This window comes from Flavobacterium sp. AC267 (assembly GCF_979258715.1).
In genome coordinates, this window is record NZ_OZ409875.1 from 1,149,752 (window position 1) to 1,166,003 (window position 16,252).

A 16,252-nucleotide genomic window follows, 5' to 3' on the forward strand; every position below is an offset into this window, starting at 1 on the left:
TTTTTAATAAGCTCGAGCGTCTTTTCCTTCATAAAAATTCATGAATGCACGATTTACAACTCGGTTTCCTCCTGGGGTAGGATAGTCTCCTGTAAAATACCAGTCACCTAAATTTTTAGGACAGGCAATATGTAAATCTTCCACTTTTTGGAAAATGATTTTTACTTCGGCATTAATTTCCGGAGAGCTTAACATTTCTGCAATTTTATCTGAGATCTCTTCTGGAGTAAATTGATCGTAAATTGCCGTTACATAATTTACAACATCCTTATCGTCAAAATTTTCTTGAGCTTTACATTTAGCATAAACTTCGTCAACGATATGATATAAGTTTCTTTCTTTTAATAAAGTCAATGCGGCTCTAAAAGCAACAAGACCTTCAAGTTTAGCCATATCGATTCCGTAACAATCTGGGTAACGAATTTGCGGAGCAGATGAAACAATAACAATACGTTTTGGATTCAAACGATCCATCATCTTGATGATACTCATTTTAAGAGTCGTACCACGAACAATACTGTCGTCAATGATAACTAAGTTGTCTTCCGGTTTAATCACGCCGTAAGTAACGTCGTAAACGTGTGCAACTAAATCATCACGGTCGCTGTCTTCAGTAATAAAGGTTCTAAGTTTAGCATCTTTAATAGCTACTTTCTCTGTACGTATTTTTACAGCTAAAAGTTCCTGAAGCGTTTCTGCGGTAAGCGTATTTCTATTTTCTAAAATGTAATTGTTTTTTCTCTGATTTAAGAAATCCTGTGCGGCTTCAACTAAACCATAAAATGAAGTTTCTGCTGTATTTGGAATGTAGGAGAAAACAGTATTGTCTGTGTCACTATCAATGGCTTTAAGAACTGCAGGTAAAATTAATTTACCTAAGTTTTTACGTTCCTGATAGATTTCAGCGTCACTTCCTCTTGAGAAATAAATTCTTTCAAACGAACAAGCTTTTTTAACTGTTGGTTCCAAGATTTGTTGCATCGAAACCTTGCCGCTTTTCTTGATAATTAAGGCATGACCTGGATCAATTTCCTGAACGCTTTCAAAAGGTACATTAAATACTGTTTGAATAACAGGTCTTTCAGAAGCTACAACTACTACTTCATCATCTTGGTAAAAATAAGCAGGACGAATTCCGGCTGGATCTCTAAAAACAAATGCATCACCATGACCTAATAATCCCGCCATTGCGTAACCTCCATCTAAGTTTTTAGCCGAACGCCCTAATATTTTAGCGATATCTAAACGCTCTGCAATTACTGGAGAAGCTTCTCTTTTAGAATATCCTTCAGCTTTACAATCTTGGTACAATTGCATTACTTCTTTATCTAAGAAATGACCAATTTTTTCCATTACCGTAACCGTATCCGCCATTTCTTTTGGATGCTGTCCAAGTTCAACTAGATTTTCGAAAAGTTCCTTAACATTTGTCATATTAAAGTTTCCAGCCAAAATTAAATTACGGTGCATCCAGTTACTTTGACGTAAAAATGGATGAACGCTTTCGATGCTGTTTTTTCCAAAAGTTCCGTAGCGAACGTGACCTAAAAACAATTCACCTACATAGGGAATGTTTGCTTTTAGTTCTGTCATGTTGTCTCCCAATTCAGGATGTGCTTTTAGTTCTTCGCTAACGCGCTCATTGATTTGTTTGAAAACATCTTGGATAGGTTGTGAATGATTCGAACGAACTCTGCTAATGTAGCGCTGTCCAGGTTCAACATCCAATTTAATGCTAGCAAAACCAGCACCGTCTTGTCCGCGGTTGTGCTGTTTTTCCATCATTAGATACATTTTCTGAATTCCGTAGAAAGCAGTCCCGTATTTTTCTTTATAGTATTCAAGCGGTTTAAGTAGCCTAACTAAGGCTATACCACATTCGTGTTTTAAAGCGTCGCTCATTGTTTTTTGTATTTTGTGTGTTGTTCTAAGTTGTGTGTATTAACGTAATAAAAAAGCCCCGTTTTATCGAGGCTCTTAGGCATTATATTTCTATGTCAAACTGAGTTAACGATTTAAATTGCTGTAATCGAATCGCTACTTCTGCTTTGCTTAAATTTTCCATCCTTTCGGTTCCAAATTTCTCGACGCAGAACGAAGCTAAATTTGAACCGTAAATAATTGCATTTTTCATGTTTCCAAAAGAAATGTTTTCGCTTTGCGCAATAAATCCAGAGAAACCACCTGCAAAAGTGTCTCCAGCGCCTGTTGGATCAAAAACTTCTTCTAATGGTAAAGCCGGTGCAAAGAATACTTCTCTATTGTGGAATAAAAGCGCTCCGTGTTCTCCTTTTTTGATCACCACATATTTTGGTCCCATATCTTGGATTTTAGTCTACGCTTTTACTAATGAATATTCACCAGAAAGTTGTCTTGCTTCTTCGTCATTAATTGTAATAACATCTACACGTTTGATAACGTCTAATAATTCTGGAAGAGCGCAGTCCATCCAAAAATTCATAGTATCTAAAACTACTAATTTTGGTTTTTTCTCCATTTGATCTAAAACACTGCTTTGTACTAAAGGATGTAAGTTTCCTAACATCACAACATCAGCATCTTTATAGTCTTGAGGAACTTTTGGCTGAAAATCAGCTAAAACGTTCAATTCAGTAACTAAAGTGTCTCTAGAGTTTAAATCGTTGTGGTATAAACCACTCCAGAAAAAAGTCTTTCCTCCTTTTACAATTTCGATACCAGAGATATCAATATTTTTTGAAGTTAAAAGATCTAAATGTTCTTGAGGGAAATCGTCGCCAACTACAGAAACAATGGCCGATTGCAAGTTAAAAAATGATGCTGATAAACCAATGTACGTTGCGGCACCACCTAATATTTTATCTGTTTTTCCGAAAGGAGTTTCAATCGCGTCGAAAGCAACTGTTCCAACAATCAATAGTTTATTCATTTTATGAATTTCGAATTAGGGTGCAAAGATACTTCATAAGTTACAATCTTGCAACGGTTTAGGTTCTCAAAATTTTCTTAAAAAAACAATATCGATTTCGGGTCTAATTCTATTGTAAATGAATGAATTATATTTTGTTTTGCGGAGTGCTTAAAATATGTTTTCTGGTTTTAAATTCCAAGTTTTATTTTGGAAATTTGTCTAAATTTTTATCTGAGTTTTTTAAAAGAAGTAGTTTTTCTTTTTCAATTAAAAACGGGAAGAATTTGTTGCATATAATTCTTAAATTATTTTATGCTTTTAATCCAATTGATCGCATCTTTCATAGGCTCTTCAGAGTCTGAAAATGCTGTGTTGTGCCCCAAGTCTGGAAACAATTTATATTCATAATTTTTTTCCTTTAGATTTTAAGAGATCAAGATATTCGATTGATAGCTTAACGGGCACTTGAATGTCTTTGCCTCCAAAAATCCAGATTCCTGGAATTGATAATTTAGCAAGAATACCTTTGGGATCGGTGTCAACAAACTCGTATTTATCAGGGTCATTGAATACATGTTTTCTTGCCTCTTCTTCGGAGTGTGTATCCCAAAACTTTTGATCTCCATTTGTATAAAATTGGAATCTCAATTGTTCTTTAACCTTTATAAGAGCGTCGCTAAATATTGTCATAAATTTGACTTTCTTATTTTTTTTCTGCAGTCAATGGAATTATCCATCCCGCTTGACTGCCGCCTATCAAACCTATCGGAATTTGGTTATTTGATAAGTATTTAAATAAAGTATTTACGGCGACACTCGCATCTAAAGACAAAAGATTTAGATTAGAGAAATCAACGTTGTTAGTTCCTACTTCAGGTCCGGCATATACGCCGGCTGATTCTCCAACGCCGCGTTTATCATACGTTAAAACGGCAATTCCATTGCTGGCGAGTATTGCGGCAAAGTTTGCCATTCTTTTTTCTTGTCCAGATCCATGAACTATGACAACTGCTTGCCTGTACTTTTTTAGGTGTAAAAACAGTTCCGGCTAGTGAAATTCCTTCACTAACAAATTTTATTTCCTTAGTAGTAAAATTTGGTGGAATTGCTGATGCATAATTAGTAACAACCAACAATAACACTAAGAGCGAATATAAAGCCGTTTTATTTTTCATTTTTAAATTTATATTTGGTACTTTTTATCAAAATAATTCTTCAAAATTCCAACCTGAACCAAAATCATAACTGGCAGAATCAAAATCGCATACAAGATATTTTTAGAAAAATGAATTCCTGAAAATGCTGTTGACATTCTATCAGAATATAATTTTCCAACTTGTTCGATTTCAATATTGCTTTCAGAAACTGAAAAAAGCGAAACATAAATCACCAATAAAGCCAAAGCGATTCCAATTGAAATCCAGATTGGTTTCGAAATTAAAGGTTTATAAGCTTTGAGTTTTTTCTCTTCTATTACATGAACTTCAGCCATTATTTTAGAAGTAAAATCAAATGATGGAGACTGTAGTTTCTCTTCAGCCATCATTTTATCAATAAGTTGTTCTATATTTTTATCGCTCTCTTTCATAACAATCTATTATTTCTGGTTCTAACTGCTGTCTCAAAATTACGGCTAATTTTTGTCTGCTTCTAAATAATTTCACTTTCGCATTGTTAGCCGATATATTCATAATTTTTCCGATTTCCTCTAAATTCTGATCATCAAAATAAAATAAAGTCAAAAGGAAATTTTCGTCACTGGGTAATAAATTTAAACATTTTTGAATCGTCTGCTTTCTTTCTTTTTCTTCCAAAGCGCTTAAAGCATTGTCCATTGTTTTAATTAAATGAGATGAAAATTCATCTATCGAAATATTCAGGTCTTCTTTTTTGTTTTTCTTTAATCTGTCCAGACAAGTATTATAAGCGATTTTATAAATCCAGGTTGAAAATTTAGAATCGCCTTTAAATTTATTCAGTGAACTATAAATTTTGATAAAGGTATCTTGCGCAACTTCTTCTGCTTCTTCTCTGTTCTTTACCATTTTGAGCGCCAAACTAAAGATCATGTCCTTATAACGATCAACAAGTACAGCAAAGGCATTTGTATCGCCCTGCAGACACTTTGTCTATATAATGTTGATCATTTATTGTACTCATATTTATATAGGACGACAGTTTGTTTGTTTAGGTTACAGAAATTTTAAAATAAATTCTAAATTTTTAAAATTCCAAATAATGAAATTCCAAATAATGAAATTCCAATAATGAAATTCCAATAATGAAACTCCAATAATGAAACTCCAATAATGAAACTCCAATAATGAAACTCCAATAATGAAATTCCAAATTCCAAATTCCAATCTTCCCGAACTTTGTCAAAGTTTCAAACTTTGACAAAGCTTAATCATAATACTGTTATTTCGACAACAAAAATGCCGGCAATAACTTTGTTGTTTTAAAATTCGATAAAGATTTCTATTATTAAAAGGAATTATAAAACTCAAAATTAGCTGATAATCAGTGGTTTTTGAAATTCGGAATTTCTTTTTTAAGAATTTTTCCAAATTCTTGTAACCTAAATAAAAAAAGCCTCGTCTTATGAAGTATCAATCAATTAAAAACAAAATATTATGGATGAGAAAATTTTAATCCCAATCAGTTTTTTTCTAATGATCTTCGGGATCGTTTATTTAATTTATTCAACGAGAAATAGAGAGCGTTTGGCACTTATAGAAAAAGGTGTAGATGCCAGTATCTTTATGCAGGGAAAAGGAAATGGTGTTCCAGCCTGGAAAATCTTTGTTGTAAATCTGGCTTTCTTATTAATAGGAAGCGGCGTAGGTATTTTTATTGCCTTGTTAATTACAACTTACACTTCTTTAAATGATGGAGCGGTTTACCCCTCAATTATTTTCATAATGGCCGGTATAGGACTTTTAACAGGTTTTAAAACTGCAAAAGATTTAGATAAGGAATAAGTAAGCATTTAAGTTAGTACAAAAAAACGCATCAATTATTGATGCGTTTTTTTTATTCTTTAGATCCTATGGTTTCGTAATAAACATCTACAGAAAGTTTAGGCTGAAGAGATGCCATAACGGCAAGCTGATCACAGCGTTCGTTTTGCGGATGATTGTTGTGGCCTTTTATCCATTTAAAATCAACTTGATGTTTTCGGTAAACGATTAAAAAACGTTTCCATAAATCTGGATTTTTCTGCCGGCAAATTTCTTTTTTTCCCAGCCTAAGACCCATTTCTTTTCAACAGAATCCACAACATATTTAGAATCTGAAATTACCAAGACTTTCATATTTGGGTTTTTCAGTTTTTCTAAACCAACAATTACAGCCAGAAGTTCCATTCTATTATTAGTAGTAAGACGAAAACCTTCGTAAAATTCTTTTTTATGCGGTGTTCCAACCAATTCCATTACTACGCCGTAACCTCCGTTTCCAGGATTTCCTTTTGCGGCACCATCGGTATATATATGTACTTCGTGAGCCATTTATTTTAGATTTTAGATTTTAGATTGCAGATTTCTGCGGCCTAAAAATTGGAATTTGGAATTTAATTTTTGGAATTTGAATCTTCCAGAATTTTATGAATGATCTCAGGAAAATGGGTTTGCTCTAATTCATGAATCTTTTCTGCAACAGTTTCTGGTGTATCTTCGTCTGTTAAGACTACATTGGCTTGAAAAATAATACCCCCTTCGTCATAATTTTCGTTTACATAATGAATAGAGATTCCAGTTTCTTTCTCTTTATTATTTACTATTGCTCTGTGTATATGCATTCCATACATTCCTTTGCCTCCATATTTAGGTAAAAGTGCTGGATGGATATTTATTATTTTGTTTGGATACTGCTCAATTATGTTTTCGGGGAATTTCAATAAGAAACCAGCAAGAACGATTAAATCCGGGTCGATTTTTTGTATTTTTTGTAGTATGTTTCTCTCTAAAAGTTCGTTTTTTGAGAAGATTTCGACTGGAATTTGATGATTTTTTGCTCTGTCAATAACTTTTGCGGAAGCATTATTTGTAAAAATCGAAACCACTTTGGCAATTTCAATGTTCGAAAAATATTTTATAATGTTCTCTGCGTTAGTTCCTGATCCTGAGGCAAAAACGATAATTTTTTTCATAATAGAATTTATTTTGAGAATGCAAAAAACGGAATAAAAATCGAAAATAAATAGCTTTAAAAGACCTTTCTTGAAATTAATTTTATAAATTAGTGTCACATTTATAAACTAAATAGTTGTTTTAAAATAAAGTTTTTTATTTTTGCCAACAAATTAAATTCTAAAATTAAAGATTATGTCAGACATTGCATCAAGAGTAAAAGCGATTATCGTAGACAAATTAGGTGTTGACGAAAACGAAGTTGTAACAGAAGCAAGCTTCACTAATGATTTAGGAGCTGACTCATTAGACACTGTTGAGCTTATTATGGAATTCGAAAAAGAATTTGATATTCAAATTCCAGACGATCAAGCAGAAAACATTGCTACTGTTGGTCAAGCTATTTCTTATATCGAGGAAGCTAAAAAATAATAATACCACACCCGAATTTTAAAAATTCCAAAATTGAATATCCAAATTCCAAAATTGGAATTTGTTTTTTAAAAAATTGGAATTTATAAAAATCGGGTGTTATTATTTTTTTAAATTTAAATTTCGATTGATTTTCAATCAAAAAGATATATTTATATTGTAATTCCCATGGCTCTTAAGTAACATATATGTTAAGAAAGCATGGGTTTTATTTGTTTAAAGTACAAAATACATATTTATGGAATTAAGGCGAGTTGTTGTAACAGGATTAGGTGCACTTACTCCTATCGGGAATAATATCCAGGAATACTGGGATGCACTTTTGAATGGGGTTAGCGGAGCGACTCCTATAACATATTATGATACAGAAAAGCATAAAACGAAATTTGCCTGCGAAGTAAAAAACTTCAACATTGAAGATTACATGGACCGCAAAGAATCTCGTAGATTAGATAAATTTGCACAATATGCAATTGCGCCAGTGATGAAGCTATTAAAGATGCTGGAATTACAAATGATAACGTAAACAAACAAAGAGTTGGTGTTATCTGGGGAGCAGGAATTGGAGGTTTAGAAACTTTCCAAGACGAAGTAATGTATTATGCTAAAGGTGATGGAACTCCAAAGTTCAATCCGTTCTTTATCCCTAAAATGATTGCCGATATCGCTCCTGCGCACATTTCTATGCGTAACGGGTATATGGGACCAAATTATACTACGGTTTCTGCATGTGCATCTTCTGCAAATGCTTTAATCGATGCTTTCAACTACATTCGTTTAGGAATGTGTGATGTTATTGTTTCTGGTGGTTCTGAAGCGGCAGTTACAATTGCAGGTATGGGAGGTTTTAGTTCTATGCACGCTTTATCTACAAGAAACGAAAGTCCAGAAACAGCTTCAAGGCCTTTTGATGCAACCAGAGATGGTTTCGTTTTAGGAGAAGGAGCAGGAGCTTTGGTTCTCGAAGATTACGAACATGCTAAAGCAAGAGGTGCAAAAATCTATTGTGAAATTGGCGGAGGCGGAATGTCGTCTGATGCTTATCACTTAACTGCACCACATCCAGAAGGAATTGGAGTAATTGCCGTAATGGAAAATACTTTGAGAGACGCTGGAATGAACCCAGAAGATGTAGATCACATTAATACTCACGGAACTTCTACTCCATTAGGAGACGTTGCTGAGTTAAAAGCGATCAGTAAAGTTTTTGGAGAACATGCTAAAAACATCAACATCAACTCAACAAAATCAATGACAGGACATTTACTTGGTGTCGCCGGAGCTATTGAAGCAATTGCTTCTATCTTAGCAATGAAACACAGTATTGTTCCTCCAACGATTAACCATACAGTTGTTGACGAAAATATTGATCCATCATTGAATCTTACTTTAAACAAGCCTCAAAAAAGAGAGGTAAATGTTGCTATGAGTAACACATTTGGTTTTGGTGGACACAATGCTTGTGTATTGTTTAAAAAACTAGCTGACTAATTTCTGTATATGAATATTATCAAAAAAATATTTTCTAAATCCCGTTCTCTAGAAGACGGGATTTTTTTTGACACTATTCAGAAAATTCTTGGTTTTCAGCCTGCCAATATTGATTTCTATAGAAGAGCCTTTACGCATCGCTCTTCTAATAAGCTAGATCAGAATGGGCATCCTATCAATTACGAACGCTTGGAATTTTTAGGAGACGCGATGTTAAGTGCCGTAATTCGTCGCACATTTATTTAACAAAGCACCAAATGGCGATGAAGGTTATTTAACCAAAATGCGTTCAAAAATTGTGAGTCGCGAGCATTTGAATGAATTAGGCAAAGATTTAAATTTAGTACAGTTTGTAGAGAGTAAAGTGCCGATTCAGCATTTTGGAGAAAATATTCATGGTAATATTTTTGAATCTCTTATTGGAGCTATTTATTTAGATAGAGGCTATCCTTTCTGCGAAAAATTTATCCAGAAAAGAGTAGTAACACCTTATGTCGATATTGCACGGCTTGAGGGAAAAGTTATAAGTTATAAAAGTCTTGTTATCGAATGGTGCCAGAAAGAAAAAAGAGTTTTTCATTATGACATTTTTGAAGATAACGGCATAGACGGCCAGCGCTTATTTGGTGTTAAATTAAGTATTGATGACAAAGTGGTTGCAAGAGCGAGAGCAACTTCAAAAAAGAAAGCCGAAGAGAAAGCATCTCAAAGAGCTTACTTTGCATTTCAAGAGAAAATTGACAAGAAATAGTCTGCAAAAATGTTGTAAGTATCACAATGCTATAACGTTTTCGTTTATAATTTAACAAAACAAGCATGTCATAACTGTTGAAGCTCCGTTTAGAAATAGTATATTTACAACTTGATTTTTCAAGACATGGCTATTCATAGATTGGATTTAGACGAATTTGACGAAATTGATTATTATTTAATGGCAATTCATACTTCATTAGAAGATTATAGATTAGCTTATTTTATAAATAAAATCCTTCCGATAAACTTAAGTAAGAGCAAAAACGAGATCCATGCTCAAACTAAGGAAGGAGAAGCAAATTTTTCTAGATTCTATTATTATGATGAAGAAAAAGCTGTTTCCTGGAATTTAATTCAGAATAAAAATGAAATCATTTCTGTGAGTACGAATGATTTTCAGAATTTGTTTTCTAATGAAACAAGTGAGGTTTCTACAACAATTCATTTACTTCCTGAATTTAAAAAAGTCGATTTTTTCCTGAAAATAGACAATAGCGAAGAGGCGCTTAATTTTTCAGAAATTCAACAAAAATTAAATACCATAGAAAGTATTGCGGCTATTTACGCTGTAGATACAGATAAAATAAAATCAAAAAACAATCTAATTTTTAAAAAAAATGTTAACAAACAAGAAAACCAAAATTGTTGCTACACTTGGCCCGGCTTGTAGTACAAGAGAGATCATTAAAGATATGATCGACGCAGGGGTTAATGTGTTTAGAATCAATTTTTCGCATGCAGATTACGAAGGAGTAAAAGAAAAGATTAATATTATTAGAGGCTTAAACGAAGAGTTTGGTTATACTACTGCGATCTTAGGAGATTTACAGGGACCAAAACTTAGAGTTGGTGTAATGGAAGAAGGTACTGTAGTACACGACGGTGATGAAATCACTTTTACAACTGCAGAAGATGTTATCGGAACGGCTCAAAAAGTGTTCATGAAATATCAAAACTTCCCAAATGATGTTAACCCAGGAGAGCGCATTTTGCTTGATGATGGTAAACTTATTTTTGATATTGTTTCAACAGATAAAAAAACAGAAGTTGTTGCTAAAGTTATTCAAGGTGGAGAATTAAAATCTAAAAAAGGAGTTAATCTTCCAAACACAAAGATTTCTTTACCAGCTTTAACTGAAAAAGATATTGCTGATGCTATTTTTGCAATTGAGCAAAAAGTAGACTGGATCGCACTTTCGTTTGTAAAAACACCACGCGATTTACAAGATTTACAAGAATTAATTGCTAAGCATTCAGAAGTTAAAATTCCAATTATTGCTAAAATTGAAATGCCGGAAGCTCTTGAGAACATGGATAAAATTGTAGCATATTGCGATGGTTTAATGGTAGCTCGTGGAGATCTTGGAGTTGAACTTCCTGCTCACGAAGTACCGTTGGTTCAAAAAGATTTGATCCGCAGAGCAAAAACGGCTAGAATTCCTGTTATCGTTGCTACACAAATGATGGAAACAATGATTACAAGTTTAACGCCAACAAGAGCAGAAGTAAATGACGTTGCTAACTCAGTAATGGACGGTGCAGATGCTGTAATGTTGTCTGGAGAAACTGCTACAGGAAACTATCCAGTACAAGTAATTCAAAGAATGACTCAAATTTGTGAAGCAGTAGAGAATTCTCCTCTTATTCAGGTTCCACAAAATACACCTCAAATTAAAACAAAACGTTTTGTAACTAAAACAGTTTGCCACCAAGCGACTTTATTAGCGAACGAAATTGAAGCTAAAGCAATTTGTACTTTAACAAACAGCGGTTATACAGCTTTCCAAATTTCGGCTTGGAGACCATCAACAGCTCATATTTTAGTATTTACTTCAAACAGAAGAATCTTAACACAATTGAATTTATTATGGGGAGTTAAATCTTTCTATTATGATAATGACGAAAGTACAGATGATACTGTAACAGATGTAAATCAAATTGCAGTTGAAAAAGGATATGCACAAAAAGGAGATTATTTAATTAATCTTGTTTGCGATGCCAATTAAAGATAAAGGAATGGTTAACACGATGAGAGTATCTGAAATCGAATAATTATTTTTATAAAATTTTCTAAAAGCCGTTTACATTGTAAACGGCTTTTTTTGTTTACACTATTAACTATTTTTTTGTCCCTCATAAAACTTTATGTTTTTTGAGGGTAATTTTTTATTTCATTTCCCTCAAAAAATACTTTTCTAGTGTGAAACGAAAAAAAAAAATTTCATTTATAGAAAACTATTATGTTGTAGTAATAATTTTTACTCTTCCTTTAAAGGAACATCAATCTTTTCTTATTTATGCAGAAAGCCATTTTCTTGTAAATTCCCATCACTTTTCTCTGTTTCATTTTATAAAATGAAACGTATTGTTTCAAATTCCTAAATTTTGTTGTTTCATTTTATAATATGAAACAAGCTCATGTCATATAAATGCGATTCTTGGCTTATTAATTACTTAATTTTGAGAAGCTTAAAAAAAAGTTAAAAAACATTTCAGATTCTTCATTTAAAAATAAGTCTGAAAAATCTTAAAAGAATACAGTCGTATCTGGCAAAAGTGTTTTTTGAAATTGCATTTTTCTCCCATTATTTTTTTGGATTTACAAAACTCATATAAATAACAAGATCATTAACGAATTTTTTTATCATGAAACAAATCAAATTAGAATGCAGATTTACAAATGCCATAATGGTATTTGCATTATTATTTTTTTCTGGAGTTTCAGTTCTAGCGCAAAATAAAAAGCCAAATATTTTGGTGCTTTGGGGAGACGACATCGGAATTTCTAATATTAGTGCCTATAGTGATGGATTAATGGGCTATACAACTCCTAACCTTGACCGTCTAGCAAATGAAGGTTTACGATTTTTACATTATTATGGAGAACAAAGCTGTACAGCTGGACGTCTTGCTTTTTTAACAGGGCAACACGGTCTTAGAACCGGACTTACAAAAGTAGGTTTCCCAGGAGCACCTATGGGTATGAGTCAGTTAGATCCTTCTGTAGGAGGAATTATGAAAAGTCTGGGCTATGTAACAGGTCAATTTGGAAAAAATCACGTAGGAGATCGTAATGAAAGTTTGCCAACTGTAAACGGTTTTGATGAATTCTTTGGAAATCTGTACCACTTAAATGCAGAAGAAGAACCAGAATTACCTGATTATCCAAAAGATCCAGAATATTTGAAAAAATTTGGACCACGCGGCGTTTTAAAATGTACAGCAACAAATGTTGATGATGCGACTACAGATCCTCGTTTTGGTAGAGTTGGAAAACAAAGAATTGAAGATACAGGACCACTTACTAAAAAAAGAATGGAAACTGTAGATGATGAAACTTCTGCAGCGGCAATTGATTTTATTAAAAGACAAAATGCTGCCGGAAAACCATTTTTCTGCTGGTTCAATGCGACTCGTATGCACCTTCGCACACACGTAAGAGCAGAACACAGAGGCAGATATACGCATGGCGACAGTGAGTATATTGATGGTATGATTGAACACGATGAAACTATAGGAAGTATTTTGAAAGCATTAGATGAATTAGGAATTGCTGATAACACTATTGTAGTTTATTCTTCAGATAATGGTCCTCACATGAATACATGGCCAGATGGTGCAATGACACCATTCCGTTCAGAGAAAAATACCAACTGGGAAGGAGCTTACCGTGTACCATGTATTGTACGCTGGCCAGGTGTTATCAAACCAGGTGTTACTACTGAATTAATGAGCCATAACGACTGGATACCAACATTTGCTTCTATTGCAGGTGAACCAGATCTTGTGAATAAACTTTTAAAAGGGTACAGCGCAAACGGAAAAAACTATAAAGTACATCTAGACGGTTTTGACCAAAGTAAATTTTTGCGAGGTACATCACCAAAAAGTGCCAGAGATAAATTCTTTTATACAGATGACGATGGTCTTTTAGTAGGTTTAAGAGAAGGAGATTATAAATATGTTTTTGCCGAACAACGTTTAGGCGGAACAATGGGAGTTTGGGCAGAACCTTTTACCAAACTACGTTTACAAAAAATATTCAATTTATATCAGGATCCTTTTGAAAGAGCAGATATAACTTCAAATACTTTTTGGGATTGGCAAATGAATCACGTACAGCTTATGTATGGAGCAATACAAGATGTAGTTGTATTTGCAGAAACATTTAAAGAATATCCACCGAGATCAATTCCGCCAAGTTTCTCAGCTTACACTATTATGGAAGAAGCTATGAAAGATATTAAAGCACAAAAATATATTGAAAAAAATGTCTTCGCCTAAATTAAAAGAGGACGAAACAGAATCCAAAAAGAAAAAATAAAAATAGAAGTAATAAAGCTTGAGTTACCCCATAACTCAAGCTTTTCAATAACTTAAAAATCAAGATCATGTATAGAAAATTATATATTGTACCCCTATTTTTATTGTTATTAGGTTCGTGCAAAAAATCAGATACGGTTACAGCTACAAGTACTAAAGATAGTACAGCAACTACAGTTACAACTGGAGATCCTCTACCAAGCTGGAATGATGGTGCCTTAAAAAAAGACATTATAGATTATGTTACAAAAATTACTAAAGCAGGAAGTCCCGATTTTATTCCGATAGAAAATAGAATAGCCACTTTTGATAATGACGGAACCCTATGGGCTGAAAAACCTTATGTTCAGGAATTATTTGCTTTTTATAGAGTAAAAAAAATGGTTGAAGCAAATCCTGCTCTGGCACAAAAACAGCCTTTTAAAGCTGTTGTTGAAAAAGACAAAACTTTTTTTGAAAAGGGCGGCGATAAAGCTCTTATCGAATTAGTTGTCGCAACACACACAGGCATGACCGAAGATGAATTTGAAGCTTCTACAAAAGAGTTCTTCACAGGTGCCAAATATCCTGGAAAAAATACAGCATTAAAACAAATTAGATACCAGCCTCAATTAGAGCTTTTGAATTACCTACGCGCAAATGGATTCAAAACCTTTATTGTTACTGGAGGTACGATTGAACTGGTGCGTGCTATTTCATCCGATTTTTATGGTATTCCAAAAGAACAAGTAGTAGGAACATCTTTTAAATATGTTTTTGATGATGCAACAAACAGCCTAAAAAGACTGCCAGCTTTAGATCTTTTAGATGATAAAGCAGGAAAACCAGTCGGTATACAATTGCATATTGGTCAAAGACCCGTTTTTGCCTGTGGAAATGAAGGCGGAGCCGGTGATCTTGCCATGTTAAGATATTCTTCGGGAAGTAAATATCCTTCTTTTCAAATGATCGTAAATCATAACGATTCTATCAGAGAATACAATTATCAGGAAAAAGATAATTTATCTCTAAGTACAGTCGCCAAATACAAATATCACGTAATCAGTATGAAAGACGATTGGAAAACAATTTTTCCAAAATAAATAATTTGAATTAGTTAGTATTGAGATGAAACAGTTTTTAGTATTAAAAATTGTTTCATTTTGATTTTCAAAACAAATTTTAAATCAAGTATTATGAAACAGAGCGGCTCTTATAAAAACAGGAAGTACTTTTTGAGTGTAGTTTATTTCCTTACTGGTTTTTCAATTTTTGCACAAGAAGAGCCAAAAGCTGGAGCAAGTGCACAGGAACTGGCAGATAAATTAGCAAATCCTGTAGCAAGTCTTATAAGTGTGCCTTTACAGAATAATTTAACGTATGGAATTGGTCCGTACAATGGATCAAAATACCAAATAAATATTCAGCCAGTAATTCCTTTTAAATTGAGTGAAAATCTAAATTTAATTACACGATATATTCTTCCGGTTGTAGATCAGCAGGATGTTATTGCAGAAAACAGCCATGAGTTTGGTTTAAGCGATGCAACCGTTACAGCATTTTTTGCCCCTAAAACAAAGGGAATTATTTTAGGAGTTGGTCCTGCTTTTTTAGTACCAACGGCCACAGAAAAATTCCTCGGGACAGAAAAAATTTGGAGTCGGACCAAGCGTTTTGGTCATGCATCAGGGAAAGGGACTTTCTATAGGATTCATTGCAAATCAGATATGGTCCGTAGCAGGAAACGAAAACAGAGCCGATTTCAATCAATTTTATACCCAGATATTTTTAACCCATAGTTACAAAAGTGGTGCAAGTTTAGGAATTACTTCAGAGATTACACAAAACTGGGAAGGAAATACGACACTAATTACCCTTAGTCCAAATGTTGGAGCCATTACAAAATTAGGTGGTCAAACGATGCAGTTTGCTGTTATGCCTTTAATACCAATTGTAGGTCATTCAGATATAAGACCAGATTGGGGATTGAGAGCGGTTGTGGCTTTTGTATTTCCAGGTTCTTAAATTTCTATATAATTAAAATAAATACCTCTGAGGTAAAAAATTTCTTAATTACTGATTTTGTCAGATGTAGGGTAAAGTTAAAGAATGATTTCATGGCTGAAAAACTGGAAAATATCGAAATTTCATTTGATCCATTAGCATCAAAAGCGGAGCGTTACGATAAAGGTACAGCCATTAGAAAAAGTGTGCCGCGTTCTTCTCATGAGGAATATTCGCCTGCAGAAAATCG

At 33.5% G+C, this 16,252-nt stretch carries 12 protein-coding genes and 6 pseudogenes; 9 read left to right on the forward strand and 9 right to left on the reverse strand.

The window, feature by feature from the left end:
* Nucleotides 1–3: 3 nt before the first annotated feature.
* From ACZZ95_RS06045 to ACZZ95_RS06075, 7 genes and pseudogenes are all read right to left on the reverse strand, one after another.
* Complete coding sequence (locus tag ACZZ95_RS06045) at nt 4–1,902, reverse strand: amidophosphoribosyltransferase (RefSeq protein ID WP_463468386.1); 1,899 nt, start codon at nt 1,900–1,902, stop codon at nt 4–6.
* An 82-nt stretch (nt 1,903–1,984) separates the two neighbouring features.
* A pseudogene (locus ACZZ95_RS06050) lies at nt 1,985–2,908 on the reverse strand (PfkB family carbohydrate kinase).
* A 384-nt stretch (nt 2,909–3,292) separates the two neighbouring features.
* Nucleotides 3,293–3,580, reverse strand: coding sequence for a hypothetical protein (locus ACZZ95_RS06055; protein ID WP_463468387.1), 288 nt, complete (start codon nt 3,578–3,580; stop codon nt 3,293–3,295).
* Nucleotides 3,581–3,593: 13 nt separating this feature from the next.
* Nucleotides 3,594–3,863, reverse strand: a complete 270-nt coding sequence (locus tag ACZZ95_RS06060; protein WP_463468388.1) for an alpha/beta hydrolase family protein — start codon at nt 3,861–3,863, stop codon at nt 3,594–3,596.
* Nucleotides 3,808–4,065 carry a hypothetical protein gene (locus ACZZ95_RS06065; RefSeq protein ID WP_463468389.1) on the reverse strand — a complete coding sequence of 86 codons (258 nt, stop codon included), beginning with the start codon at nt 4,063–4,065 and terminating at the stop codon, nt 3,808–3,810. Before ACZZ95_RS06065 ends, ACZZ95_RS06060 begins: the two co-directional genes overlap by 56 nt.
* Nucleotides 4,066–4,073: 8 nt before the next feature.
* Nucleotides 4,074–4,478, reverse strand: coding sequence for a hypothetical protein (locus tag ACZZ95_RS06070; RefSeq protein WP_463468390.1), 405 nt, complete (start codon nt 4,476–4,478; stop codon nt 4,074–4,076).
* Nucleotides 4,462–5,050, reverse strand: a pseudogene (locus ACZZ95_RS06075) (RNA polymerase sigma factor). The gene ACZZ95_RS06070 and the pseudogene ACZZ95_RS06075 overlap by 17 nt, the downstream one beginning before the upstream one ends.
* A gap of 473 nt (nt 5,051–5,523) precedes the next feature.
* On the opposite strand from ACZZ95_RS06075, the gene ACZZ95_RS06080 reads away from it, so the two are divergent.
* Nucleotides 5,524–5,871: a DUF6249 domain-containing protein gene (locus ACZZ95_RS06080; RefSeq protein ID WP_095953778.1), complete on the forward strand. Its 348-nt coding sequence runs from the start codon at nt 5,524–5,526 to the stop codon at nt 5,869–5,871.
* A gap of 52 nt (nt 5,872–5,923) precedes the next feature.
* Here the strand turns inward: ACZZ95_RS06080 and rnhA are convergent.
* Nucleotides 5,924–6,399 (reverse strand): annotated as a pseudogene (gene rnhA / locus ACZZ95_RS06085) (ribonuclease HI).
* Between the two features lie 62 nt (nt 6,400–6,461).
* Nucleotides 6,462–7,040, reverse strand: a complete 579-nt coding sequence (purN, locus tag ACZZ95_RS06090) for a phosphoribosylglycinamide formyltransferase (RefSeq protein ID WP_463468391.1) — start codon at nt 7,038–7,040, stop codon at nt 6,462–6,464.
* Between the two features lie 175 nt (nt 7,041–7,215).
* Between purN and ACZZ95_RS06095 the strand changes: the two genes are divergently transcribed.
* The 8 genes and pseudogenes from ACZZ95_RS06095 (at nt 7,216) to ACZZ95_RS06130 (ending at nt 15,797) form a co-directional block, all read left to right on the forward strand.
* Nucleotides 7,216–7,452 carry an acyl carrier protein gene (locus tag ACZZ95_RS06095; RefSeq protein WP_007137004.1) on the forward strand — a complete coding sequence of 79 codons (237 nt, stop codon included), beginning with the start codon at nt 7,216–7,218 and terminating at the stop codon, nt 7,450–7,452.
* A 238-nt stretch (nt 7,453–7,690) separates the two neighbouring features.
* Nucleotides 7,691–8,943 (forward strand): annotated as a pseudogene (gene fabF / locus ACZZ95_RS06100) (beta-ketoacyl-ACP synthase II).
* Between the two features lie 9 nt (nt 8,944–8,952).
* Nucleotides 8,953–9,694: pseudogene (gene rnc / locus ACZZ95_RS06105) on the forward strand (ribonuclease III).
* A gap of 126 nt (nt 9,695–9,820) precedes the next feature.
* A complete protein-coding gene (locus ACZZ95_RS06110) occupies nt 9,821–10,366 on the forward strand; it encodes an IPExxxVDY family protein (RefSeq protein WP_463468392.1) in 546 nt (181 codons plus the stop codon).
* A pseudogene (gene pyk / locus ACZZ95_RS06115) lies at nt 10,314–11,748 on the forward strand (pyruvate kinase). Before ACZZ95_RS06110 ends, pyk begins: the two are co-directional and overlap by 53 nt.
* A gap of 594 nt (nt 11,749–12,342) precedes the next feature.
* The gene (locus ACZZ95_RS06120) at nt 12,343–13,980 is read left to right on the forward strand and encodes an arylsulfatase (RefSeq protein ID WP_463468393.1); all 1,638 of its coding nucleotides are present in this window, start codon (nt 12,343–12,345) and stop codon (nt 13,978–13,980) included.
* 107 nt (nt 13,981–14,087) lie between these two features.
* Entirely contained in the window at nt 14,088–15,101 is a 1,014-nt protein-coding gene (locus ACZZ95_RS06125) for an HAD family hydrolase (RefSeq protein ID WP_463468394.1), read from the forward strand.
* A 93-nt stretch (nt 15,102–15,194) separates the two neighbouring features.
* Nucleotides 15,195–15,797 carry a hypothetical protein gene (locus tag ACZZ95_RS06130; protein WP_463468395.1) on the forward strand — a complete coding sequence of 201 codons (603 nt, stop codon included), beginning with the start codon at nt 15,195–15,197 and terminating at the stop codon, nt 15,795–15,797.
* Nucleotides 15,798–16,252: the final 455 nt, after the last annotated feature.

What these genes read in the sequence shown, in the direction of transcription:
- ACZZ95_RS06110 (WP_463468392.1), top strand. Translation starts at nt 9,821, where the DNA reads ATGGCTATTCATAGATTGGATTTAGACGAATTTGACGAAATTGATTAT.
- purN (WP_463468391.1), bottom strand. Translation starts at nt 7,040, where the DNA reads ATGAAAAAAATTATCGTTTTTGCCTCAGGATCAGGAACTAACGCAGAG.
- ACZZ95_RS06065 (WP_463468389.1), bottom strand. Translation starts at nt 4,065, where the DNA reads ATGAAAAATAAAACGGCTTTATATTCGCTCTTAGTGTTATTGTTGGTT.
- ACZZ95_RS06080 (WP_095953778.1), top strand. Translation starts at nt 5,524, where the DNA reads ATGGATGAGAAAATTTTAATCCCAATCAGTTTTTTTCTAATGATCTTC.
- ACZZ95_RS06095 (WP_007137004.1), top strand. Translation starts at nt 7,216, where the DNA reads ATGTCAGACATTGCATCAAGAGTAAAAGCGATTATCGTAGACAAATTA.
- ACZZ95_RS06055 (WP_463468387.1), bottom strand. Translation starts at nt 3,580, where the DNA reads ATGACAATATTTAGCGACGCTCTTATAAAGGTTAAAGAACAATTGAGA.
- ACZZ95_RS06125 (WP_463468394.1), top strand. Translation starts at nt 14,088, where the DNA reads ATGTATAGAAAATTATATATTGTACCCCTATTTTTATTGTTATTAGGT.
- ACZZ95_RS06045 (WP_463468386.1), bottom strand. Translation starts at nt 1,902, where the DNA reads ATGAGCGACGCTTTAAAACACGAATGTGGTATAGCCTTAGTTAGGCTA.
- ACZZ95_RS06120 (WP_463468393.1), top strand. Translation starts at nt 12,343, where the DNA reads ATGAAACAAATCAAATTAGAATGCAGATTTACAAATGCCATAATGGTA.
- ACZZ95_RS06060 (WP_463468388.1), bottom strand. Translation starts at nt 3,863, where the DNA reads ATGGCAAACTTTGCCGCAATACTCGCCAGCAATGGAATTGCCGTTTTA.
- ACZZ95_RS06130 (WP_463468395.1), top strand. Translation starts at nt 15,195, where the DNA reads ATGAAACAGAGCGGCTCTTATAAAAACAGGAAGTACTTTTTGAGTGTA.
- ACZZ95_RS06070 (WP_463468390.1), bottom strand. Translation starts at nt 4,478, where the DNA reads ATGAAAGAGAGCGATAAAAATATAGAACAACTTATTGATAAAATGATG.